This is a genomic window from Candidatus Binataceae bacterium (assembly GCA_035508495.1).
Taxonomy (GTDB): Bacteria; Desulfobacterota; Binatia; order Binatales; family Binataceae; genus JASHPB01.
The window spans coordinates 26,154-40,216 of record DATJMX010000014.1; the positions used below are offsets into that span (position 1 = coordinate 26,154).

Below are 14,063 nucleotides of genomic sequence, written 5' to 3' on the forward strand. Positions count from 1 at the left end.
GCCGCGCCATTAGCAAGCCTTCGCCTCGTCTTATTTTCGCCGCAAAGTCGGGCGTTGTCCGAGCCTTGGTTTACTTGGAAAACCTCGGTTGATACCCTTTAAAGAACGGGTTGGGTGTTAGATGAGTCCGAGACGGATCGCTAAAGCGCTGGCTTCATTCGGCGCTGTGGCATTGATTGTGCTTCTGGCCGTCACGGTCTGGGTCGTTCGTCATCGCACCCCTGTACAGATGCTCCAGACTGCCGCCGGGATGGTGCCGGGGTCACTCCTTCACGCGCACAATTTCCATTGGACACAGATGAAAGCGGGCGAACGGCAGTGGGTGCTGTCGGCGAGCGACGCCAGTTATTCATCGGATAGAACGTCGCTGATTCTGACCGATCCCAAGCTTTCGATGACTTCCGACGATGGCAAGAAAGTTTCAGTCGCCGCGCCCCGTGCCGTGCTCGTGCTCGACGGCAATCACGTCAAGCGCGCGACGCTCAGCGGCGGCGCCGTGATCGACTACGGCAACTTCGTGATGACGACCGACAGTGCCGACTTCATGCCCGATCAAAATGAGGTTGAAGCTCCCGGTCTGGTCACCGTCGAAGGTGAAGGAATGAAAGTCACCGGAGTCGGAATGACGGGAAATCCGAAGACCCGCGTTTTCGAACTTCATCAGCAGGTAACCACCGAGATCACGCCGAAGCAGTCCAGTGCAAAACCGAAAAAGAGTTAACGGCCGCGGACCCAGTGACGCGCCGCGAATTGGACAGGGCGCGCGGATCGCGGCGCTGGCCGCGATTTTCTCCGCGCTATGCGTGACGCCGGCGGTATTTGCGCGAAGCTCGTCGTCGCCGGAAGCGCCTTCGATCGCATCTTCGAATGCGCCGATTCAGCTGGCGGCTGATGATGACGATCTCACGGGCGATTCGATCCGTGTGACTGGCGGAGTGCCGGGCGGACCGCAATCGAAACCGACCGATGCTGGCGTTGGACCGTCGGACAACTCTCCGCCACCATCTGCCCCAGCGCCGGAGGCTGAAGCTCCCGCACCTGCTTCCGCGCCTCCCGCGCAGGCCGAAGTTGCGCCGCCTCCCGCCGCGATGCCTCCAGTTACGGCCAGCGCACCCGCTTCGTTTCCCGGCGCGCCGCCGCCCGACGCGAGTCTCGCGCCGCGCGCCGAGATGCCTGAGCCGGCTCCCTCTGTGGCGGCTGCGCCTCCGCCGCCTGCTATAGCGCCCGCGCCTTCTGTCGCAGCGGAACCGGAGCCTGCCCCTTCGATCGCATCTGCGCCACCCGTTGAGCCTGCGTCATCGGCTTCAGTATCGAACGAGCCGCCGCCCGTGGCTCCGATGGCGGCGGCGCCTGCGCCCGCGCCGTCGCTCGCAAGTGCGCCCGAAGCGGCGCCGTCAGTCGCGGAGGTTTATGCTCCCGCTGCCGTTTCGCCGCCGATGCCTTCTGCTCCGCTTGAACCTGCTGCAGCGCCGCAAACGGAGATGGCCGCGCCGGCGATAGCGCCTGCGCCGGAACCGGCTCCAGCGATCGAAGCCAGCAGCGGCAAGAGCGACCAGGTCGCGAGCAAGGAAGACAACGACCAGGGCCCCTTCGGCGGTATCGGCATGTCCTCAAACAAGGGGCCGACCAAAATCGACTCCGAGTCACTTTCTTTCGACTATCCGAAAAAGACCGCGGTCTTTACCGGTCACGTACGCGTGTCGCAGCCCAACGGCATGATGACCTCGGACAAGCTGCGCGTGCTGTACAATGACAATATGAAAGAAATCAAAAGCGCGTACGCCGACGGCAACGTGCGCATCAGCCAGGGCAATCGATGGGCCACTGGCAATCACGCCGTCCTCGACCAGTCTGCGCAAACTGTTACGCTGACGGGCAGTCCCGTGGTTCATGACGGCGATCAGGATCAGATCACTGGCAGCCGCATCATCGTGCACATGAAGACGCAGGAGTTCATCGTCGAGAATGCGCGTGCGGTATTATTTCCCAAGAGCAAGGATACAGACGGGAGCGGGTCGAGCGAGTCGAACTCCTCCCACTGAAGTTTTCGCATGGCAATGGAAGTAAAACTCGGGCAGGACCTGCGGCTGCGTCAGCAGCTCGTGATGACGCCGCAGCTCCAGCAGGCGATCAAGATCCTGCAGTTGTCCTTGCCTGAACTCGAATCGATCGTTCAAACCGAACTCGAGCAGAATCCGATGCTCGAGCCGCTCGATCGCAGTCCCGCCGAGGCCGCAGCCGAAGGCGAGATGCCGGATCCCGACGCTCCGCTGCCGGAAGGTGATGGCGAGCCGCTGCCCGCCGAAGCCGACGGTCTCGCCGCGCCGGAGGGCGATACCCCCGAAGAATGGGAGACAGCCTCCCGCGAGCAGCCGCTGCCTGAGAGCGCACCGGGCGAGAGCCGCGACGCGGCGCTCGAAATCAAGGAAAACCAGACGCTCGATCAGATCGACTGGCGCGAGTATCTCGAGACCTATTCGAACAATTGGCAGGAGAGTGTGCCGTCTTCGCCCGACAACGAGGACGACCATCGCAGCGCGCTCGAGAACACCTCGATTCGCCGCTCCAGCATCGAAGACCACCTGATGTGGCAGCTTCGGATGTCGAGCCTCGACGCGGAAGACCAGCGTCTGGGCGCGGCGATGATCTACAACCTCAACGACGACGGTTATCTCGAAACTCCGCTCGACGAACTGGCAGCGCAGCTCGAAGTTCCGGCCGATCGCCTCGAGCGTGTGCTCAAGCGAATCCAGCGCTTCGATCCGCCCGGCGCCGCCGCGCGCGATCTACGCGAATGCCTGCTGATTCAGCTCACCAATCTCGGGATGGAAGAATCGCTCGCGGCGCGAATCGTCCGCGACCATCTCGATCTGCTCGAGAAGCATCGCTTTGGCGAAATCGCCAAGCATCTGGGCGTCACGATCGAGGTGGTCGGCCAGGCGGCGAGGATCATCGCCGAGTTGGAGCCCAAGCCGGGCCGCGATTACGGCGGCGAAGAGCCGACCTACGTCGTGCCCGACGTCTACATCAGCAAGGTCGGCGAGGATTACGTCGTCACGCTGAATCGCGAGGCGGTGCCGCGGCTCAGGCTCGCGGGTTACTACCAGCGCGTGCTCAACGACGCGAGCGTTGCGGCCGAGACCCGCGAGTATCTGCAAGAGCGGCTGCGTTCGGCGCGATGGCTGGTGAAGTCCATCTACCAACGTCAGCAGACGATCTTCAAAGTCGCCAACTCGATCGTGAAGTTCCAGCGCGCGTTCTTCGATCACGGTATCAGCCAGTTGAAGCCGCTCGTGCTCAAGGATGTTGCCGAGGACATCGGCATGCACGAATCGACCATCAGCCGCGCGACCGCCAACAAGTACGCGCATACGCCGCAAGGTATCTACGAGCTGAAGTTCTTCTTCACCTCGGGCGTGAAAGCCTCGACGGGCGAAGACGTCAGCGCCGAAACCGTCAAAGAAAAAATCCGCGTCCTCGTGGAAGCCGAGGCGCCCAACAATCCGCTGTCGGACCAGGCGATCGCCGAGATGCTGCGCGCCAAGCAGATCAATATCGCGCGCCGCACCGTCGCCAAGTACCGGCAGGCCATGGGCATTCTGCCGTCAGCCAATCGCAAGCAGGTCGGATAATCAGGCCGGCCGAAAGGCGAATGAAAATGAGTTATAAGGCGGCAAAGGGTAAGGCGACTCGCAAGGCGGCGCGCTCGGCCAAAGCAACCGTGCGCAAAGCCGGCACCGCGCAGACCGTGGTCACGGTGACATTTCGTCACGTCGAACCGACCGACGCGATCCGCCTCTACGCCGAGCGCAAGCTGGCGCACGTCAGCAAGCTGCTCAAGCGGCCATGCGAGGTCCACGTCATTCTCACCGTCGATAAGTATCGGCAACACGGCGAGGTGACGCTGAAATCCGGCCGCCTGTCGGTCACCGCCGAAGAGGAAACCAAGGACCTTTATTCGGTGATCGATTTGCTCACCGACAAGGTCAGCCGCCAATTGAAGAAGACCATCGGCAAACGCAACACGCGCCATACGCGCGCACTCTCCACCGGAGAGGTCGCGACGGCCGCCGAGGAGCAATAGAGCGCGCATTGCACGGCGCGAATGGCGCGGGCCAGTTTGCCTCAGCAAAACGCGATTCGTCGCTGGCAGCTACCTGCGTTAGTGCGTTACCATTGCGCGGGACTTTACGATGAAGATTACTGACATCCTGAGCCGCGACCTGATCCTGCCCAATCTCGAAGCTTCCACCAAAGCCGAGGTGCTCCAGGAACTCGCAAAGGCGCTGGCATCAAAGCACCCTGAAATCCGGCTCGACGATTTGACCGCCGTGCTCGGCGAGCGCGAGCGTTTGGGCTCGACCGCAATTGGCGATGGCATCGCGATACCGCACGGCAAGCTGCGCGGCGTGACGCGCATCATCGGCGCTTTCGGCCGTCATCGCGAGGGCGTCGACTTCGAGTCACTCGACGGCAACCCTTCCCAGCTGTTCTTCGTGCTGGTGGCGCCCGAGGACTCCGCGAGCCTGCATCTGAAGGCGCTTGCTCGCGTCTCGCGGCTGCTCAAGGACAACGGCTTCCGCGACAAGCTGCTCAGCGCCGCGGCCGAAGACGATTTGTTCCGTCTCATCAAGGACGAAGACGCCAAGTACTAAGCTGCTGCCGATGCCGTCGGCGCAAGTTAGATGAACTTGTCGGAGCCCAGCGCGCAATCGCAGACTCGCCTCGTAATCGTTACCGGCTTATCAGGGTCCGGGCGCGGCACGGCGATGCACGTGCTCGAGGATCTCGGCTTTTACTGCGTTGACAATCTGCCGGTCGCGCTCGCGCCAAGTGTCGTCGACCTCGCGGCACATGGTGATACGGAACTGAAGAAAATCGCGCTCGGAATCGACTCGCGCGAAAGATTATTCTTTCCCGAATGGCCGCGATTCTTCGCCGAGCTGGAGAAAGCCGGCATCCACCCCGAAGTAATTTTCCTCGACGCCTCCGACGAGGTGGTGGCGCGCCGCTACTCCGAGACTCGCCGGCCGCATCCGATGGCCGAAAGCGGCGAGACCGTCGCCGAAAGTATCCGGCGCGAGCGGCTCAAGCTGGCCGAGATTCGCGAGCGCGCCAACCGCGTAATCGATACCTCGACGCTCACCGTGCACGAGCTGCGCGAAGTCGTGACTGCGGCGGTGCTCGGTACCGCGACCGGCAACTCGATGACGATCTCGCTCCTCTCGTTCGGCTACAAATACGGGATGCCGGTTGGGATGGACCTCGTGCTCGACGTGCGTTTCATCCCGAATCCGTTCTTCGTACCGGAGCTGCGCGCGCTCACCGGCGTTGACGACGCTGTGCGCGATTATGTGATGAAGCAGCCGGAGACCGGACGTTTTATCGAAGAGCTCTCAAGGATGCTCGACTTCCTGATCCCGCTCTACCGTCGCGAGGGTAAGAGCTATCTCACAATCGGCTTGGGATGCACTGGCGGACGGCATCGCTCGCCGGTGCTCGCCCACGAGATGGCCGAAAAGCTTCAGCGCGCCGGACTCGAAGTGATCGTTCGCGACCACGACATCGCAAAGTGACGCGCGTCGATCAGGTCATGATACTGCCGCAATCGACATTGAGCGTCTGACCCGTCATTCCATCGGCGAGCGGCGATACGAGGAAGAGCGCGACGCGCGCGACTTCGTCCTCGGTCGCCATCCGTTGCAGCGCGGTGGTCGAGAGAAATCCAGCGCGCACCTGCTCGTAGGGTTGCTTGAGCGCGTCGGCGCGGGCACGCATCACGCGCTCGATACGTTCGCCTTCGATCGCGCCCGGGCAGATGCAGTTGCATCGGATGCCGCGCGCGCCCCATTCAGCCGCGACCGTTTGCGTAAGCCCGATCATCGCCCACTTCGCCGCCGCATACGGCGAGCGCATCGGATAGCCGCGCCGTCCCGCGCCCGAAGAGATATTGAGAATATTGCCGCCGCGCTGCTTGTCCATCACGGGCAGCACGGCGCGCGTCGCGAGCCACGTGCCGGTGAGGTCGATATCGATCGTCTCCTGCCACTCCGCCAGCGACATTTCCGTGATGCGCTTGGTCGGGCCGGAGATGCCGGCATTGTTGACCAGGATGTCGATGCGACCGAACGCTTTGACGGTTTCGTCGGCCATCTTCTGGCAGTCGGCTTCCTTGGAAACGTCGCACGCGACCCAAATCGCCTTGCCACCGGCCTTCTCGACCTCGGCCGCCGTCTCCTTCATCTTATCGACGGAGCGCGCGGCGAGGACGACGCTCGCGCCCGCCTTGCCGTAGATGAGCGCGATCTGCTTGCCGATTCCGTAGCCACCGCCAGTAATAATCGCGATTTTGTTCGCCAGTTCGTTCATGTCCATTCCTCTTGAGCCCGGATAACTGCCGACTGTAGTGCCATCGATGCGCGCCGACAATCGCTGACGGTGAGCTTGTCTCAATCTATCAAGCGCACCTATCATGATTCGTTCTAAATGGCCGCCGTAACTCCCATCGGTAAACCCAGGCGCGCGCCCAAGCGCGGCAACTCGCCCGTCGTCAATTACATCAAGATTGCGATCATCGTGGTTTTGGTCGGCGGCTCGATTTGGCTGCTGATGAAGCATGCCGAATGGTTCGAGAATCCGGCGCTGGTCAAAACCGAGGTCGTGCAGTGGGGCGCATGGGGCCCGCTGGTATACATGCTGCTCTACGCCGTCGGGCCGTCGTTCCTCGTGCCTGGAGCAGTGATGACGATCGCCGGCGGGCTCGCTTTCGGCACGACCTGGGGCTCGGTGTACTCGCTGATCGGCGCCGATGTGGGCGCGATCGTCGCGTTCGGCGCGGGGCGATTCCTCGGCAGATCGTTCGTCCAGAGCATCGTGGGCGAGCGCTTCGAGTCGATGCTCAAGCGAATCGCGCGCAACGGCTTTCCCATTATCCTCTACCTGCGCATGGTGCCGGTGATTCCATATAATGCGCTGAACCTGCTCGCGGGCGCGTCGCCGATCACATTCCATGACTATTTCTGGGCCAGCATGATCGGCATGATCCCGGGCACGATCCTGTTCGCCTTCCTCGGCGACGCGCTGTGGCATCCGATGTCGCCGAAGTTCTTCCTCGCCCTGCTCCTGATCGCTTTCTCCGTAGGCTGCGGCGAACTCTACCGCCGTTACTCAAAGGTCAAGCTGGACGGCTGAGCGTGGATACGGCTGTCATTCAATTCTTATCCAGTGCCGCTTTTGGTTCCGTCATCCGAGCAACGTCGAGGGATGACGCTCCTTTTCTTTTCATTGATTGAAAAAGCAGTGGTGCGCGCGTATCTGCCGCCATTGAACCGGCGCGCTGCGTGCCTTCGATGTTGTGACAAAGCTGGCGCGGCGAAAACTCAGCGCAATCAATGGCGGGCAGGGACACCCAACCTACTATATTTTTCAGAAAAACCGCGGCGCGATCGTGGATCGTGCCGCGGTTTCTGATCACGCTTTCAAAATTTAATCAGGTGCCGGATTCCCAGCTTGTCAGGTAATGCTTCTGATCGGCGGTCAGGGTGTCGATCTTGATGCCCATCGCGGCGAGCTTTACTTCGGCGACGTCTTCTTCAATCGAGATCGGAACTTCGTGCACCTTCACCTGGAGCTGCTCTTCCTTGGCGACCCACTCCGAGGCGAGTGCTTGTGTCGCGAAGCTCATATCCATCACCTGCGCGGGATGGCCCTCGGCGCAGGCGAGATTGACGAGCCGCCCCTGGCCGAGCAGATAAATTGTGCGGCCGTTATTCAGATAGTACGCGTCAACGTGGCGCGTCACGTCGCGATCGATCTTCTTGGCGGTGTCATTGAGATAAGAGACGTCGATCTCGACATCGAAGTGGCCCGAGTTCGCGAGGAAGGCGCCGTCTTTCATGAGCGAGAAATGCTGCGAGGCGATGACGTGCTTGTCGCCCGTGGCGGTGACGAACACGTCACCGATCTTCGCCGCTTCAGCCATCTTCATCACGCGAAAGCCGTCCATCGCGGCTTCGAGCGCACGAACCGGATCGACCTCGGTAACGATAACGTCGGCACCAAGGCCACGCGCACGCAGCGCGATTCCACGCCCGCACCATCCGTAGCCACCCACGACCATCACCGAGCCTGCGATCAGCACGCCCGTCGCGCGGATAATTCCGTCAAGCGTCGATTGGCCCGTGCCGTAGCGATTGTCGAACAGATGCTTGGTCTGTGCGTCATTGACCGCGACGACGGGAATCTTGAGCGCACGATCCTTTTCCATCGCTCGCAGCCGGATAACGCCGGTGGTCGTTTCCTCCATGCTGGCGCGGACTTCCTCAGCGCGGTCCTTGTACTCGGTATGCAACAGGCTGACGAGATCGGCGCCGTCGTCCATCGTGATCGTCGGTCGGCGCTCGAGCACGGCGCGCAGATGGCTGTAGTAGGTGTCGCGATTCTCATCGTGGATCGCATAAACCGGGATGTCGTAATTCTTGACCAGCGCGGCGGCGACGTCGTCCTGCGTCGAGAGCGGATTCGAGGCGCACGCGAATACGTCGGCGCCTCCGGCCTTTAGCGCGCGCAGCAGGTTCGCGGTCTCGCAGGTGATATGAAGGCAGGCGCCCAGGCGCTCGCCCTTGAGCGGCTGCTCGCGGCTGAAGCGCTCGCGGATTCGCCGCAGCACCGGCATCTGGCGATCGGCCCATTCGATTCGCTTGTGACCGGCGGTCGCGAGTCCCAGGTCGTGAACGTCGTATTCTGGAAGATTCGGAATCGCGCGCGCCTTGGGCGCGGCCTTGCGCTTGGACGCAGTGGTCGCCATCGGATTTTTTACTCCGGGAAGATTACGGGTTGAGAGCGCGGGCGCCGCTTCTAGCGCCCGTTAACGCCAAACGCGTTGCGCAGCTGCTCGGCCATGTTGGTCTGCTCCCACGGGAACAGCCCGTTGACGGGATTGCGCCCGAAATGGCCGTAGGCCGCGGTCGCCTGGTAAATCGGGCGCTTGAGCTGGAGCGTCTTAATGATTCCCGCGGGGCGGAAGTCGAAAAGCTCGCGCAGCGCCGATGACAATTTGTTATCAGGCACGGTTCCGGTATCGAAAGTGTCGATCAAAATCGAAACCGGCTCCGCGACACCGATCGCATACGCGACCTGGATCTCGCACTTCTTGGCAAGGCCGGCCGCGACGACATTCTTCGCGACGTGGCGCGCCATGTAGCAGGCCGAGCGATCGACCTTGCTTGGATCCTTGCCTGAGAACGCGCCGCCACCGTGCCTGCCGTAGCCGCCGTAAGTATCGACGATAATCTTGCGCCCGGTAAGGCCGCAATCGCCGTGTGGCCCGCCGATAACGAAGCTGCCGGTGGGATTAACGTGGAACACCGTGGACTTCGTGAGGTACTGCGCGGGAATGGTTTTCTTGATCAGCTCCTCGACCATCGTCTCTTTGATCTCGGAGTGCTTCACGTCGGGATGATGCTGCGTCGAGATGACGACGGCGGTCACTTCGACCGGCTTGCCGTCGACATAACGGACAGTCACCTGGCTCTTGGCATCGGGCCGCAGCCATTTGATCGCGCCCGACTTACGCAGCTTGGCCGCATTTTCCATCAGCCGATGCGCCATCGCGATCGGCAGCGGCATCAGCTCGGCCGTCTCGTCGCAGGCAAAGCCGAACATCAGGCCCTGGTCGCCCGCGCCCTGCTCGGCATGAAGTCCCTGGCCTTCGGTCACGCCCTGCGAGATATCGGCCGACTGCGGCTCGATCGCCATCAGCACCGCGCACATATTGCCGTCGAAGCCGACCTCGCCCGAGTTGTAGCCGATATCGAGCGCGACTCTGCGCGCGATACTTACGTAGTCAGGTTTGGCCTTGCTCGTAATCTCGCCGGCCAGCACGATAAGCCCAGTCTTGGCGAGCGATTCGAGTGCAACGCGCGAGTTCGGATCCTCGGCGATAAGCGCATCGAGCACGGCGTCCGAGATCTGATCGCACATCTTGTCGGGATGGCCCTCTGAGACGGACTCGGACGTGAAAAGGAAATCTTTAAGCGGCATTCGCGAAAACTCCTCGGTTCGGGAAGCGATGGTAGCAGTTCTCAGTCGCGACGCGATGGCGGAAGCGGATATCTGCGGTCGCTAGTCTTCAATTATCCTGAGTCGCCGAATGACGCCCAGCGGAATCGGCCAAAATCTGTTGAGGCGCAGGCGCTTTTTTGGATTAGGAACGGTATAACTGACAGGTCCTGCCGAATCAAGATTAAGCTGCGAGTGATGACGATCAAAGGCTATCTGATTGTATTCGCAGTCGTATTGCTGTTGCGACTGATCCTACCCCAAACGACCCTGAAACTGCTCTGGGCGCCGTTTAAGTTGCTTACCAGATTCAATCTCAATGCGATGGACATATTGGTGGGCGCTTTGGTGGCCGTCGTAGTTACGATGTCCGCTAGCCTCGTTGGAGGTCTATTTGTCGTTGCGCTGGTGCAGCTAGGTCTGACGTGGGTATTTAAACGTGGGCTCGAAACCGTCGCGTGCCTTTCGCTGGCTATCGGCTACGGCGCGTTTGGCTGGTACCTGGTACGAACCTCGCGCGCGAGAGCCCTCGAGCATTCGACCCAAGGCAGTTGAATCTGAAGAGTATCAATCCTCGCCGAATTTGTCGTCGAAGAGCTTCTTTATCGCCTTCATCGCATCGGCCGCGTCCTCGCCCTCGACGCGAAGCTTGAGCTTGGCGCCCTGGGCCGCGCCGAGCATCATCAGGCCCGTGATGCTCTTGGCACTGACCTCGTTCTTGCCCTTGACGATCACGACTTGGGATTTGAACTTCGCGACGGTCTGGGCCAGCGTGCTGGCTGCGCGCAAATGAAGCCCCAGACGATTTTTAACCTCCACCGACGCCTCCACCGCATTCACGCTTTATACGATAGAGGTATCGTATGTCCGGGTAAACGACGCGCTAGTTGCCGTTGCGGGCGAGGCGGACCTCTTCGGTCTCGGGTTCGCGGCGGATTTCGATCGGGAACAACTCGGTCAGGCGCTGCTCGATGAATGCATCGCGCGTCGAGCCCTGCGCGGCGCGCCACTTACGCAGCGGGATGACAGCTTTCGCCATGTTGCGATGGCCACCGGCGCTGCCGATATCGCCAAAAAGGTTTTTTACCGCGGCGCCCGCATTATTTCGTCCCACGCCATAATTACGCACGGAGATCACGAGATTCGGCCCCAGCTTGCCCGCGATCGCGACCCACTGCACGCCCTCGAACTGCAGACAAAAATCCGCCATCTGGACGATCAGGTCGTCTCGCTCGACGCGTCCGAGGTTCAACACGATCAACCCGTCGCGAACTACCAGGCGCTTCATCGCACGCGACAGGATCTGCGCGAAGCTGATTGGCAGCTCGGGCCGATCGATGAGCTTGAGCAGCGAATAGTTGGCAAGCGGGTAAAGATGGGTGAACGCCTGGATATCGTCTTCGGTCACGCGCCGCGACAGCAGCAGCGTGTCGCTGCGGATTCCGTAAAGCAGCGCGGTCGCGAGGCGTTCGCTGATTTTCTCGCCCGCCGTCATCATGTACTCGGTCATGATGGTGGCTGTCGCGCCGTACTTCGTGCGGACGTCCTCGAAGGGCGCGATCCCACTTTCGTAACCGGGATGATGATCGATCACGATATCGGCGCGCGGCAGCTTGCCGCCGAAGAACGGCGGCTGCACATCGACCATCGCGATCTTGTCGAAGGTCGCAAGCTCTTCGGTGCTGGCCGGCAGGATCTCGATTTCCAGCAGATGCACCATCGTGCGATTCTCGGGCCTGGTAACCGGCGTGAATGAAAACAGCGGCGTGGTCAGCTTGTTGCGGCCAAGGAGGCTGCGCAACGCCATCCCGCTCGACATCGCGTCGGGGTCGGGATCGTCCTGGAGCACGATCGCGACGCGATCGCCCTCGCCGACCATCGAGCGCAGGTCCTTAATCTTTTGCTTTGTTAAAACGGAATCCATTCAGACTAATTAAATCTCTCGCAGGTCTGCGAGGTCATTGCACTATGGTTTCTAATAAAGAGACGCGTAGACGCAGCCACAAATTTGGGCTGGTGGAGGTTCTTTCGCGGGATCCGTGGAAGAGGCCATCGGAGAACCCGGAATACCATAGGCTCCGGAGTTGAAGCAAATCAGCTACAATAAGGCCGATTTATGAGCACCACCGACGCCGAAAATACCAAGGTTATATGCCCGATTTGCCGCCGCCCCGCGGCCGAATGGTTTGTGAAGATCGCGATCGAGGATACAGCCGGCTTCCGCCAGGAGGCCTTTATCTGCGCCAACTGCGGGGTTAAGCTCAGACTCGCCTCCGAAAAAGCGCGCGACCTCCAGATCGATCCGTGGATTCACGAAGCGTTCGCGCGAATACTTCGCGGTAAGGACGAAAAGGAAGAGTAGCTCCGATGGCGGGTGCGTCACAGGCAGGAAGTGCGCGGCAGACTCCTCAAAGCGCCGATATGTGGCCCTACGAGGAGGCGCAGAAACTCAAGGAACGCGTCGCTTCCTACGAACCCTCGCGGCCGGTGGTCTTTCAGAGCGGCTTCGGGCCGTCGGGCCTGCCTCATCTCGGCACGCTGGCCGAGATTCTGCGGCCGTCCTACGTCCGCCGTGCCTTCGAGACCCTCGACTCGGAGCGGCCGACCAAGCTCGTCGTCTTCATCGACGATATGGATGGCCTGCGCAAAGTGCCGGAGAACGTACCGAATCGCGAGCGGATGGTGCCGCATCTGGGCAAGCCCGTCTCGCGCATCGAAGATCCCTTCGGCGATTGCCATCGCAGTTTCGCCGCACACATGGTCAGCCTGCTTGACGATTTTCTTTCGCCCGTCGAAGTCGCATACCAGCTGATCCTGTCCTCGGAGATGTACGCGAGCGGCGGCTTTGACGACGCGCTCAAGCTGATTCTGCAAAAGCATCGCGAGATAATCGCGATCGTCGCGCCCACGCTGCGCGAAGAAAATCGTAAAGGATGGTCGCCGTTCATGCCGATCTGCCCCAACTGCGGGCAGGTCAACTCGACCCTCGTCACGGCGTATCATCCCGATCGCGGCACGGTCGAGTTCTCATGCGAACGCGCCTTCGGCGGCGCTCACGGATGCGCCTTCAAAGGCGAGCAGAGCGTGCTCGGCGGCAATGCCAAGGTGCAGTGGAAGGTCGATTGGGCCCTGCGCTGGTTCGTGCTCAAGGTTGACTACGAGTTATACGGCAAGGATCTGACCGACTCGGTGCGGCTCTCGGGGCCAATCGTGAAGCTGCTCGGCGGGCGGCCGCCGCTCGGATTCCCGTTCGAGATGTTCCTCGACGAGGAAGGCCACAAGGTTTCGAAGTCGGTCGGGCGCGGCGTGACGGTCGATCAATGGCGCCGCTATGCGCCGATCGAGGTGCTCAAGTTTTTCCTGCTGCTCAACCCACGCCGGGCGCGCAAGCTCTTCCTCGAATCGATTCCGCAGTACGTCGACGAATACCTCGACGCGCTGCGCGAGTACTCCGCAGCCAACAAGGAGACGCAGGCCAACTCGCCGCTGGGTTTCGTGCTGCAGAGCAAGAGCCCGCGCCAGTTCAGGAGCGAGCTCAGCTTCGGGATGATGATGAACCTGGTGGCGGCGCTGGGCAGCTCCGATCGCGAATTCATTTGGAATTATCTGGTCCGCTACGACGCCGCGATCGCCGGCGATCCTGAGACCGAAGCAATGGGCCGCGGGCTGATTGAATGCACGCTGAATTTCTATCGCGATTTTATCGAGCCCAACAAAACGCCTTATGCGCCGACCGACGCGGAGCGCGCGCAGCTCGCCTCGCTCGCGGAATGGCTTCGCGCGAATCCGGATTCTAACGCCGAGGACATCGAAAAGCAGATCTACGATCTCGGGCGCGCCAACTACGACAAGCCGGGCAAGATTTTTCCACTGATTTATCGCTCGACATTGGGGCAGGAGCGCGGCCCGCGCCTGGGTGCGTTCATCCGGCTCGCAACGCCGGCGCGCTTCGTCGAGCTGGTCGACGCGGCAATCGCGCGCACCGCGTAAATTTTCAGAAACTG

General features: G+C 61.3%; 16 protein-coding genes. 10 read left to right on the forward strand and 6 right to left on the reverse strand.

All coding sequences use genetic code 11. The annotated features are described in order from the left end of the window. Positions 1-166: 166 nt before the first annotated feature. The 6 genes from lptC (at position 167) to rapZ (ending at position 5,576) form a co-directional block, all read left to right on the forward strand. Positions 167-721 (forward strand): LPS export ABC transporter periplasmic protein LptC, encoded by a 555-nt coding sequence (gene lptC, locus VMA09_04450; GenBank protein HUA32830.1) that lies wholly within the window; start codon positions 167-169, stop codon positions 719-721. Continuing rightward, a complete protein-coding gene (locus tag VMA09_04455) occupies positions 699-2,042 on the forward strand; it encodes an LptA/OstA family protein (GenBank protein ID HUA32831.1) in 1,344 nt (447 codons plus the stop codon). Before lptC ends, VMA09_04455 begins: the two co-directional genes overlap by 23 nt. Before the next feature lie 15 nt (positions 2,043-2,057). Beyond that, positions 2,058-3,632, forward strand: coding sequence for an RNA polymerase factor sigma-54 (gene rpoN / locus VMA09_04460; GenBank protein HUA32832.1), 1,575 nt, complete (start codon positions 2,058-2,060; stop codon positions 3,630-3,632). A gap of 26 nt (positions 3,633-3,658) precedes the next feature. After that, positions 3,659-4,084: a ribosome-associated translation inhibitor RaiA gene (gene raiA / locus VMA09_04465; GenBank protein ID HUA32833.1), complete on the forward strand. Its 426-nt coding sequence runs from the start codon at positions 3,659-3,661 to the stop codon at positions 4,082-4,084. A 109-nt stretch (positions 4,085-4,193) separates the two neighbouring features. Then, the gene (locus VMA09_04470; protein HUA32834.1) at positions 4,194-4,655 is read left to right on the forward strand and encodes a PTS sugar transporter subunit IIA; all 462 of its coding nucleotides are present in this window, start codon (positions 4,194-4,196) and stop codon (positions 4,653-4,655) included. A 30-nt stretch (positions 4,656-4,685) separates the two neighbouring features. Then, complete coding sequence (gene rapZ / locus VMA09_04475) at positions 4,686-5,576, forward strand: RNase adapter RapZ (protein HUA32835.1); 891 nt, start codon at positions 4,686-4,688, stop codon at positions 5,574-5,576. Between the two features lie 10 nt (positions 5,577-5,586). On the opposite strand, the gene VMA09_04480 is transcribed toward rapZ, so the two are convergent. Then, complete coding sequence (locus VMA09_04480) at positions 5,587-6,369, reverse strand: SDR family NAD(P)-dependent oxidoreductase (protein ID HUA32836.1); 783 nt, start codon at positions 6,367-6,369, stop codon at positions 5,587-5,589. Between the two features lie 117 nt (positions 6,370-6,486). Between VMA09_04480 and VMA09_04485 the strand changes: the two genes are divergently transcribed. Next, the gene (locus VMA09_04485; GenBank protein ID HUA32837.1) at positions 6,487-7,191 is read left to right on the forward strand and encodes a TVP38/TMEM64 family protein; all 705 of its coding nucleotides are present in this window, start codon (positions 6,487-6,489) and stop codon (positions 7,189-7,191) included. Between the two features lie 19 nt (positions 7,192-7,210). Here the strand turns inward: VMA09_04485 and VMA09_04490 are convergent, their stop codons facing one another. Genes VMA09_04490 through metK form a run of 3 tightly spaced genes read right to left on the reverse strand, consistent with a single transcriptional unit; the run spans position 7,211 to position 10,041 of the window. Continuing rightward, positions 7,211-7,474, reverse strand: a complete 264-nt coding sequence (locus VMA09_04490; GenBank protein ID HUA32838.1) for a hypothetical protein — start codon at positions 7,472-7,474, stop codon at positions 7,211-7,213. Positions 7,475-7,489: 15 nt separating this feature from the next. Continuing rightward, positions 7,490-8,806, reverse strand: coding sequence for an adenosylhomocysteinase (gene ahcY / locus VMA09_04495; protein HUA32839.1), 1,317 nt, complete (start codon positions 8,804-8,806; stop codon positions 7,490-7,492). A gap of 50 nt (positions 8,807-8,856) precedes the next feature. After that, positions 8,857-10,041 (reverse strand): methionine adenosyltransferase, encoded by a 1,185-nt coding sequence (metK, locus tag VMA09_04500; GenBank protein ID HUA32840.1) that lies wholly within the window; start codon positions 10,039-10,041, stop codon positions 8,857-8,859. A 216-nt stretch (positions 10,042-10,257) separates the two neighbouring features. Here metK and VMA09_04505 point away from each other — a divergent pair, with 216 nt between their 5' ends. Next, on the forward strand, positions 10,258-10,614 hold the full coding sequence (locus VMA09_04505; GenBank protein HUA32841.1) for a hypothetical protein: 357 nt from the start codon (positions 10,258-10,260) through the stop codon (positions 10,612-10,614). 12 nt (positions 10,615-10,626) lie between these two features. Here the strand turns inward: VMA09_04505 and VMA09_04510 are convergent, their stop codons facing one another. Together VMA09_04510 and VMA09_04515 are read right to left on the reverse strand one after the other, a co-directional pair. Next, on the reverse strand, positions 10,627-10,878 hold the full coding sequence (locus VMA09_04510) for an HPr family phosphocarrier protein (protein ID HUA32842.1): 252 nt from the start codon (positions 10,876-10,878) through the stop codon (positions 10,627-10,629). Between the two features lie 64 nt (positions 10,879-10,942). Then, positions 10,943-11,983: a DHH family phosphoesterase gene (locus VMA09_04515; GenBank protein HUA32843.1), complete on the reverse strand. Its 1,041-nt coding sequence runs from the start codon at positions 11,981-11,983 to the stop codon at positions 10,943-10,945. A 192-nt stretch (positions 11,984-12,175) separates the two neighbouring features. Between VMA09_04515 and VMA09_04520 the strand changes: the two genes are divergently transcribed. Then, positions 12,176-12,421 (forward strand): hypothetical protein, encoded by a 246-nt coding sequence (locus VMA09_04520; GenBank protein ID HUA32844.1) that lies wholly within the window; start codon positions 12,176-12,178, stop codon positions 12,419-12,421. A gap of 5 nt (positions 12,422-12,426) precedes the next feature. Continuing rightward, the gene (lysS, locus tag VMA09_04525) at positions 12,427-14,049 is read left to right on the forward strand and encodes a lysine--tRNA ligase (GenBank protein HUA32845.1); all 1,623 of its coding nucleotides are present in this window, start codon (positions 12,427-12,429) and stop codon (positions 14,047-14,049) included. Positions 14,050-14,063: the final 14 nt, after the last annotated feature.